The sequence below is a fragment of the Flavobacterium sp. genome, from assembly GCF_044369455.1.
Classification (GTDB): Bacteria; Bacteroidota; Bacteroidia; order Flavobacteriales; family Flavobacteriaceae; genus Flavobacterium.
The window spans coordinates 1-8,896 of record NZ_JBIPLW010000066.1 but is presented as its reverse complement, the minus strand read 5'-3'; the positions used below and the strand labels follow the sequence as shown (position 1 = coordinate 8,896).

The following is an 8,896-nucleotide window of genomic DNA, read 5'->3' as shown; positions in this document are numbered from 1 at the left end:
GCGTTCGCCGTGACCAGCGCCGAGGTCGACACCTGCGACAGCACGCCCGTGTTGTTGGCCATCACGATGCGATCGAGCCCGACCGGGATCGTCGTCGCCGCCGTGCCGCCGAGGTTGCTCAGCGTGGTGACGCCCGTGACGCCGAGGGTGCTGCCCAAGGTCGTCGCACCGCTGACGCCGAGCGTGGAGGACAGCGTCGTCGCGCCCGTCACGCCGAGCGTGCCGCCGATCTCGCTGTTGCCGTTCGCACGGAACGTGCCGGTCACATCGAGGGTCCGCGCCGGCGCCATGCCGATGCCGACACCGGTCGCGGTGACCCGCATGGTCTCAGTCCCGCCCGCGCTGAAGCCGAGCGTGTTCGCCGCCGGCAGGAACATCCCGTTGCCCGCCACCGTGCCGCCGGTCGGGATGAACTTCGCGGCCGAGGCCGTGCTCGTCACGCCCAGCGTGCCGCCGAGGGTGGTGTCGCCCGTCACGGCGAGCGTGCCGCCGACTGTCGCGTTGCTGGTCGCGCGGAACGTGCCGTTCACGTCGAGCCGGAACTGCGGATCGTTGGTGCCGACGCCGACATTGCCGTTGTTGTCGAGGCGCAGGCGCTCGGCACCGGCGGTGCTGAAGGCGACCTCGTCGGCCGCAGGCAGGTACATGCCGTTGCCGGCCGTCACGTTGCCCGTCGGGATGAACTTCGAGGCGGTGGCAGTGCTGGTCACGCCCAAGGTGCCCGCGATGGTGCTGTTGCCCGTCACGGCCAAGGTGTCGTCGATCGTGGTCGCGCCGTCCACCAGCAAGGTGTTGCGCAGGCGCGAGGTGCCGGTCACATCGAGCGCGCCGGTGATCGTGCCGTTGCCGCTGACGCTCAGGTTGTTGCTGATCGTGGTGGCGCCCGTCACCGTCAGGGTGTTGTTGACCTGGGTGGCGCCGTTGAGGGTCGTCGCACCGGCCACGGTGAGGGTGCTGCCGAGTCCGGTCGCGGCGCTCACGTCGAGGGTGCTCGACAGCGTGGTCGCGCCGGTCACGCCCAGCGTGCCCGAGAACTGCGTGTTGCCGGCGTTGCTGATGCGGGCGACCACACCGCCGCCGACGTTGCGGGCCTCGAACAGGTTGGCGGTCTGGCCGGTGGTGCCGCGGACGATGAGCCCCACGTCACCCGCGTTGTTCGAGTTCACCTGCAGCGCTGCGCCGAGCGTGGCCGGCGGCGTCGCCCCCGCGTTGATCAGGACGCGGCCGGTCGAGAAATCGCCGTAGACGAGGTTGTTGTTGCGGCTGTTGGCGATGTAGAGGCGGTTGCTGCCAGCCTCGTTGTACGCGGCCTCGAAGCCGAGCGCTACATTGCCGCTGCCCTCGACGTTGTCGCGCAGGGCGTCGACGCCGACCGCGACATTGTTGAGACCGACGAAGTTGCCCTGCATCGCCCGCACGCCGAGCGCGGTGTTGCGCTGGCCGAGGGTGTTCAGGCGCAGCGCGTTGGCGCCGAAGGCGGAGTTGTCGTCGCCGCCGTTGTTGTCGGCGAGGGCACCGGTGCCGACCGCGGTGTTGCCCGGCAGCGCGTCGAGGCCGCGACCCACGGTCACGCCGTTGGCGACCAGGTTGCCCGCGGTGCGGAAAGTGCCGCCCGAATCGATCATCGCGCGGATGAGGTTGTTGGTCACGAAGCCGACGTCGCGGGCGTCGGTGGTACCGAGGAAATTGCCGGTCGGCGCGGCGCCGAGCGTACCGGGCTGGGTGATGACGGCGTTGCCGGTGAGGCCCCAGGTGGTCGCGGTGATGAGCTTCACCGTATCGACCTGCAGCAGGCGGCCCTGCGCGTTCGAGACGACGATGCGATCGCCCACGGTCACGACCGGGTTGGTGGGGCCGCTGAGGCTGCGCAGGTTGACCACGCCTGCGGCGTTGACCGTCAACTCGCGCTCGAACCTGCTGGTCGCGGGGCTGTAGCCCTGCACCTCGAGGAGGTTGGCGACCTGGCCCGGGTAGCCGCGGGCGACCAAGGCCGGCGACACCGCAGCGGCCGAGTTGACCTGCAACTGCGGCAGGGAATCGTTGGCGGGATCGATCAGCGCCGGTCCGTTGAGATCGCGGTCGCCGATGAACACGAGACCATCCTCGTCGATGCGCAGGCGCTCGGTCCCATTGGTCGCCGCGGTGATCCGGCTGAGGCCGCCGGCGTTGAGCGAGAGATTCCCGGCGGTGGTGGTGAGCGCCAAGGCGCCGGCGTTCTGCAGCAACGGCGTGGTGACCGAGGTTCCGGCGACCGCCGTCGTGAACCGCGCCGCGGCCGGCGTGTTGAGGCCGATGGTGGTGCCTTCGATAGTGCCGCTCGCGATCGCGACATCGGCGATCTGGAACTCGCCGCCCGAGGTCAAGGTGGCGCGGATGGCGCCGTTCGTGCCGAAGCGCAGGTCGGACTCATCGGTCGTGCCGAGGAAATCATCGACCGTGGTGTTGGTGTTGCCACGCAGGCCCCAGGCCGAGGAGGTCACGAAGGTGCTGCGAGCGATCTGGCTGAGACGACCGCTCGAGTTGGCCACCACGACCCGGTCGTAACTCGTGTCGTTCGCGCCGGCGGCACCGGCCAGAGCTGTGAAGGTGACCGCGCCCGACGCGTTGAGCGCGGGGACGCTGGTCGTGCCGGACACGCTCAGCGACGTCCCGATCGAGGAGGCCGTGCGGCCGACATTGAGCAGCGACGTGCTGCCACGGCGCACCGTCAGGAGGTTCGAACCGCTGGTGCTCGGGGTGCCGTTGACGGCGAGACCGACGATATCGTCGTCAGCGGCGTCGACTTGCAGCTGCGCCTCCGGGGTACCGGTGCCGATACCGACGAGGCCCTCGGGCGTGATGCGCAGGCGCTCGACGTCATCGTCGAGGGGACGGGTCGAGAACAGGATCGGGCTCGCCGCACCGCGCGCCGTCAGGCCGATCTGGCCGCTGTTGGCGACGAGGCTGATGCTGCCGCCGCCGGCGGTGAAGCCGAGCGAGCTGCCCGTCATGCCCGGGGCGTTGACCACGGCGTTCGAGGCCAAACTCGTGAACGCACCGGAAGCGCGCGTACTCGCGCCGATGCTGGTGCCGTTGATGGCGCCCCCGCTGAGGGCGACGTTGTCGGATTGGAACTGCCCGCCGCGCGTGACGATCGCGCGCACCAGACCGTTGGTGACGAGGCGCAGGTCGTTGTTGCTGGTGGTGCCGAGGTAGTCGCCGGTCGGGGCGGCACCGATCTCGCCCGCGCTCGCGGCGATCGGGTTGCCGTTCAGTGCCCAGGCGTACTCGGACACCAAGCCCTCGGGCGTCACCTGCGAGAGCACGCCGCCGTTGTTCGCCAACACCACGCGGTCGTTGCTGCCGCGGGTGGTGTTCGCGGTGCCTGCGAGGGTGTTGAAGGTGGCGCTCTCGCTCACAGTGAGGGACCCGGTCAACTGGGTGCTCCCGTTGACGGCCAGTGCGTTGGTCCCGGACACGAGCGAGGTCACGTACACCCCGGTGCGACGCGCCCGCAGCACCGGTGTCGGATCTGTGGGATCCAGGGCGTTCGTGACGCCCACGCGCAGCAGGTCGCCGGTCGAGGCCGCGGTACCGACCACCAGCAGTCCCGCCGTGGAATCCTGCGCGGTGTTGATCTGCAGCATCGAGTTCTCGATGGCCGCCGCGCCGCCGATGACGATCGGGCTGAGTTCACCGCCGACGATGCGCAGCCGCTCGCGGTCGTCGGTGCGGAAGGCGATGGTGTTGTTGCCGCCCGCCGAGAAGGTGATGCCCTGCGGGCTCGTACCGACGGTCGACAGAGAGATCGCGCCGTTGTCGGCGGTCAGGGCGATGTTGCCGCTGTTGGCGATCAACGGCGTCACCACCGAGGTGCCGGCGGTCAGGGTGTTGGTGACCGCGACGCCGGTGAACGCGCCGGTCGAACGCGTGGTAGCACCGATCGGCATGCCGTCGATACGACCGCCCGTGAGCACGGCATTGTCGGACTGGAACGCGCCGTCCGCGGTGAGGATCGCGCGCACCCGGCCGTTGGTGACGAAGCGCAGGTCGATGGCGTTGTTCGTGCCGATGTAGCGGCCGACCGGCACCTCGCCGAAGCCGCCGCTGGTCTCTTCGGTCAGGGAATTGCCGAACAAGCTCCAACCGACGTTGGCGATCAGGGTCGAGGGCGAGACCTGGGCGAGGCGTCCCGAGCTGTTGGCGATGACGAGACGGTCGTTGCCGCCCATGCTGGCGCCAGCGGTACCCGCCAGGTTGCCGAAGGTGATCGTCCCGCCCGCGTTCACGGCACCGCTGGTGACGAGGTTGCCCGAGCGGTCGACACGGAGATTGGTCGGCGAGCCGGTCGTGCCGATCTCGAGGAGGTTGGCCGCCGGGCTCGCGGCGGCGCCCGTGATGCGCAGGCCGACGGTGTCGTCGTCCGCAGGGACGACCTGGAGCTGCGCCGCGGGCGAGGCGGTGCCGATGCCGACCTGTCCGGTCGCGGTGACCGTGAGGCGATCCGACCCGCCGGTCGCGACGGTGAGCGCGCCGCTGGCGTTGATGCGCGGCGTACGGATCCAATCTTCGACGCGCACCGTGTCGAACTCCGGATCGCGTGTCAGCGTGCCGTTCACACCCGGGATCGAGACCGTGATGTTGTTGCCCGAGGCCGTCGCAATCACACCCTCGCCCACAAAATTGAGCCGCGCGAGCGCAAGGGTCAACTGGTTGCCTTCGTCGTCGACCGCGACGCTGCTGCCGCTGCCGCCGCCCGAGGGATCGTCCGGGTCCGTGATCAAGCGGAACTGGGAGAGGTCGTACTGCTGCAGTTCGCCCGCCGCGTTGGCGAGCACCACACGGTCAAAGCCGGAGAGAACTACCTCATTACGATCGCCGCCGAGCGAGCCGATCTTGGTCAACGAGGTGCCGTTGACGGTCAGGCCGTTCACCGCAGGCGAATTCCCGCCGGCCACCGTCAGCCGGCCGCCGACGCTGAACGCACCGCCGACCGAACCGTCCGAAGACGCGCGGAAGGTGCCGAGGATGTCGAGAGTCCGGTCCGGCGTGGTCGTGCCGAGGCCGAGACGCCCGTCCGTGGTCAGGCGCATCCGCTCGGTGGCGAGGTCGGTGGTCCGGAACAGGATGGGGCTCTCCGAACCGGCCGCCAAAGTGATCGAGCCCGCCGTGTTGCCCGCGGTGGCCGTCGTGGACAACGTCAAGTCGCTGTTGACGCGGGTCACGAGCGGCGTGTTCACCGACGACCCCGCATTGACCGTCGACGCGTTCAGGGTGGTGAATGTGCCCCCGGCCGCACCGCCCGAACCGATCGTGGTGTTGTTGATGGCACCACCACCGATCGCGACGTTGTTGGTCTGGAACTGGCCACCTGCGGTGATGGTGGCGCGCGTGATGTTGTTGGTGCGGAAGCGCAGGTCGTTGTCATCGGTGGTGCCGATGAAGTTGCCGGCGCCGATATTGGCGTTGCCCGAGAGGCCCCAGGCCTCAGCGGTGACCAGCGTCGAGCGGGCCACCTGCGACAACTGACCCGAGGCGTTCGCGACCACGACGCGATCGCCCGACAGGCCACCGACCGCGCCGCCCAAGGCGGTGAGCGTCGTCGCACCCGTGACGTTGAGCGACGACACGGTAGCAGCGCCGTTCACGGTGAGCGGGTTGTTGACGATCATGTCCGTGCGGCGGACACGCAGCACGTCGCTGCCGCCCGCGCGCACGGCCATGAGGTCGCCGGTGGCATTGGCCGTGCCGCTCACGATCAGGCCGATGCCCGAGTCGATCGGCGTGTTGACCTGCAATTGCGCGCCCGGGGAGGTCGTGCCGATGCCCACACGGCCGAGTGCGCCGGTGATGCGCAGACGCTCGACATTGTCGGTGAACAGAGAGATCGGGTTGTCGCCGCCGGCCGCGACCGTGACGCTGCCGGGCGACACCGCGCCCGCGGTGGAGAGCGTCAACGCGCCGTTGTTGGCGGTGACCGCGAGGTTGCCGGTGTTGGTGACGAGCGGGGTGATGACCGACGTCCCGGCGGTGATGGTGGTGCCGGCGGTGATGCTCGTGCCGGCCGCGATGCTGGTGCTGGCCGTCACGGTCGTGAAGGCGCCTGCGGCGCGGGTCGTGCCGCCGATGGTCACGCCGTCGATGGTGCCGCCGGTGAAACCGACCTGGTTGGCCTGGAACACCCCGTCGCGGGTGATGATCGCGCGGACGAGGTTGTTGGTGGCGAAGCGCAGATCGACATCGTCGCGGGTGCCGAGGATCCGCGACCCCGCGGTCGGCGCACTGCCGAGCGCGCCGCCGCTCGTGCCGCCGATGTTGCCGGCGATCAGCCAGGTGTTCTCGTTGGTGAGCTGCGAGAAGGCGATCTGCGAGAAGTTGCCGGCGCCGTTCGCGATGACGACGCGGTCGTAGCCCGAGGGCGTCGAGTTGTTGGGCGAACCGGCCCCGACGCCGATGACGCGCATCGAATCCGCCGTGACACCGCCGGCCGCCGTGACGCTGCCCGCCTGCGTGACGGTGAACCGCGAGGTGCCGCCGACCTGGGCCTCGAGGAGGTTGGCGGTCTGCCCGGCGACGCCGTTGACCACCAGCAGCTTGGTGCCGGCCGACGCGTTGTTGACCTGCAGTTGTGCGCCCGGTGAGGTGGTGCCGAGACCCAGACGACCCTCGTTCGTGAGGCGCAGGCGCTCGTTGCCATCGGTCGCGAAGGTGATGGCGTTGCTGCCGCCCGCCGACAGCGCGATGCCGCCCGCCGAGGCGCCGGTGGTGGCCAAAGTGAGGCTACCCCCGCTCGAGACGGTCGGCGTCGTGACCGACGTGTTCGCGGTCAGGGTGTTGGCGTTGAGCGCGGTGAAGGTACCGGCGGCCGGGGTGCCGTTGCCGATCACCGTGCCGTTGATCGTACCGCCGCCGATGGCGACGTTGTTGGTCTGGAACTGGCCGGCCGCGGTGAGGATCGCGCCGACCTTGTTGTCGGTGACGAAGCGGATGGGCTGGGCATCGACCATGCCCAGGAATCGGCCAGTCACCGTCTGGCCGAGGTTCCCGCCGCTCGTGATGCCGGTGTTGCCGGCGAGCAGCCAGGTGGCCTCGTTCGAGAGTTGCGAGAACGCGATCTGCGACAGTTGACCCTGGTTGTTGGCGACGACCACGCGGTCATAGCCCGCAGGAGTGAGGGTGTTCGGGTCGCCGGCGCCGATGTCGGCGACCCTCATGGACGCGGCGCTCACGGCGCCAGACGGGGAGATCTCGAAGCGGTTGACGCCGTTGACCCGCGCCTCGAAGAGGTTCGCGGTCTGGCCAGCCCGCCCGTTGACGACGAGGCCGCGCGTGGTGCCGACCCCGGTGTCGACCATCAACTGCGCACCCGTCGAACCCTCCGGGTTGACCCCCGAACCGACACCGACGCGGCCAGTGGTGGTGACGCGCAAGCCCTCGACGGTGGCGCCGCCGCGCAGGATCAGGTTGCCGGCGCTCGACAGTTCGTTGGCGCGCAGCGTGGCAACATCGAAGCGGCCATCGGCGCTGTTGAGGATCGCACGCACCGTGTTGTTGGTGACGAGGCGCAGGTCGCGGGCGTTCGTGGTGCCGAGGAAGCTGCCGAGCGGCGCGTCGCCGAGGGCGCCGTCGCTCAACAGCGGCGCATTGCCGATGAGGCCCCAGGCGTACTGGTCGACGAAAGCCGCCGGCGACACCTGGGCGATGCGGCCCTGCGGGTTGGCGACGACGATGCGGTCGTTGTCGCCCATGAGCGTGGCGGCCGAACCGCCGGAGATCGCGACGAACGCGGTCTCGTCCTCGGTGACGAAGCGGCGCGCCACGCGGGTCTCGCCGCTCGCCGCGATGCTGAAGAAGGTCGTGCCGGGGCCGCTCTGGATGTCGAGGATGCGGCCGGTCTGCAGCAGGTTGCCGCGCACCATCAAGCCCGGCAGCGTCGGGCTGCGGTTCTGGATCATCACCTGCGCCTCATTGGGCGTGCTGGTGCCGATGCCGATGCGACCGGAGGCATCGACACGCATGCGCTCGACACCGTCGGTGCTGAAGACGATCGGGTCGGCGTTCAGGGCGCCGAGGTCGAGGGTGCCGGTGCTGGTGACCGACGGGGTGCGCACGCCGACATCGGCCGTCGCGAGGCCCGTCACGCGCAGGGTGTTGTTGATCCGCGAGGCGCCAGCGACCGTGAGGGTGCTGTTGAGGGTGGTGGCGCCGCTGACGCCGAGCGTGCTGCCGAGCGTGGTGGCGCCGCTGACGCCGAGCGTGTTGCTGAGATTGGTGGCGCCCGTCACATCCAGCGTGCCGCCGATCGCGCTGTTGCCGGTCGCGCGGAAAGTGCCGTTGACCTCAAGGAGGTTCGTCGGGTTGTTGGTGCCGACGCCCACATTGCCGTTCGCGGCGATGCGCAGGCGCTCGGCGCCGTTGGTGGTCGCGGTGATGACGTTGGCGCCGCCCGCCGTCAGCGACAGCGTGCCCGCATCGGCCGTCAAGGCGAGCGCGGTCGTGCCGTTCACCGAGGGGGTGCGCACGCCACCCGAGGCCGTGGTCAGACCCGTCACGCCGAGCGTGCCCGCCACCGTCGCGTTGCCGGTCGCATCGAGGGTCGTGAAGCGGCCGGTGCTCGCGGTCGTCGCGCCGATCGTGGTGCCGTTGATGGCGCCGCCGCCGATCGCGACGCTGTTGGTCTGGAACACACCGCCCGCGGTGACGATCGCTCGCACCAGGTTGTTGGTGACCAGCTGCAGGTTCTGGTTGCTGGTCGCGCCGAGGAAACTGCCCGTCGGCGCGATGCCGAGCGTGGTACCGGACGACGTGATCGGGTTGCCGCTCAGGCTCCAGGCGTTCGCCGTGACCAGCGCCGAGGTCGACACCTGCGACAGCACGCCCGTGTTGTTGGCCATCACGATGCGATCGAGCCCGACCG

The 8,896-nt window shown here is 69.9% G+C and carries 1 protein-coding gene; it reads right to left on the bottom strand.

The window, feature by feature from the left end; all coding sequences use genetic code 11:
- Positions 1-8,896, bottom strand: an 8,896-nt coding sequence (locus tag ACIQ2L_RS14225) for a beta strand repeat-containing protein (protein ID WP_396159994.1), incomplete at both ends; no start/stop codon positions are given.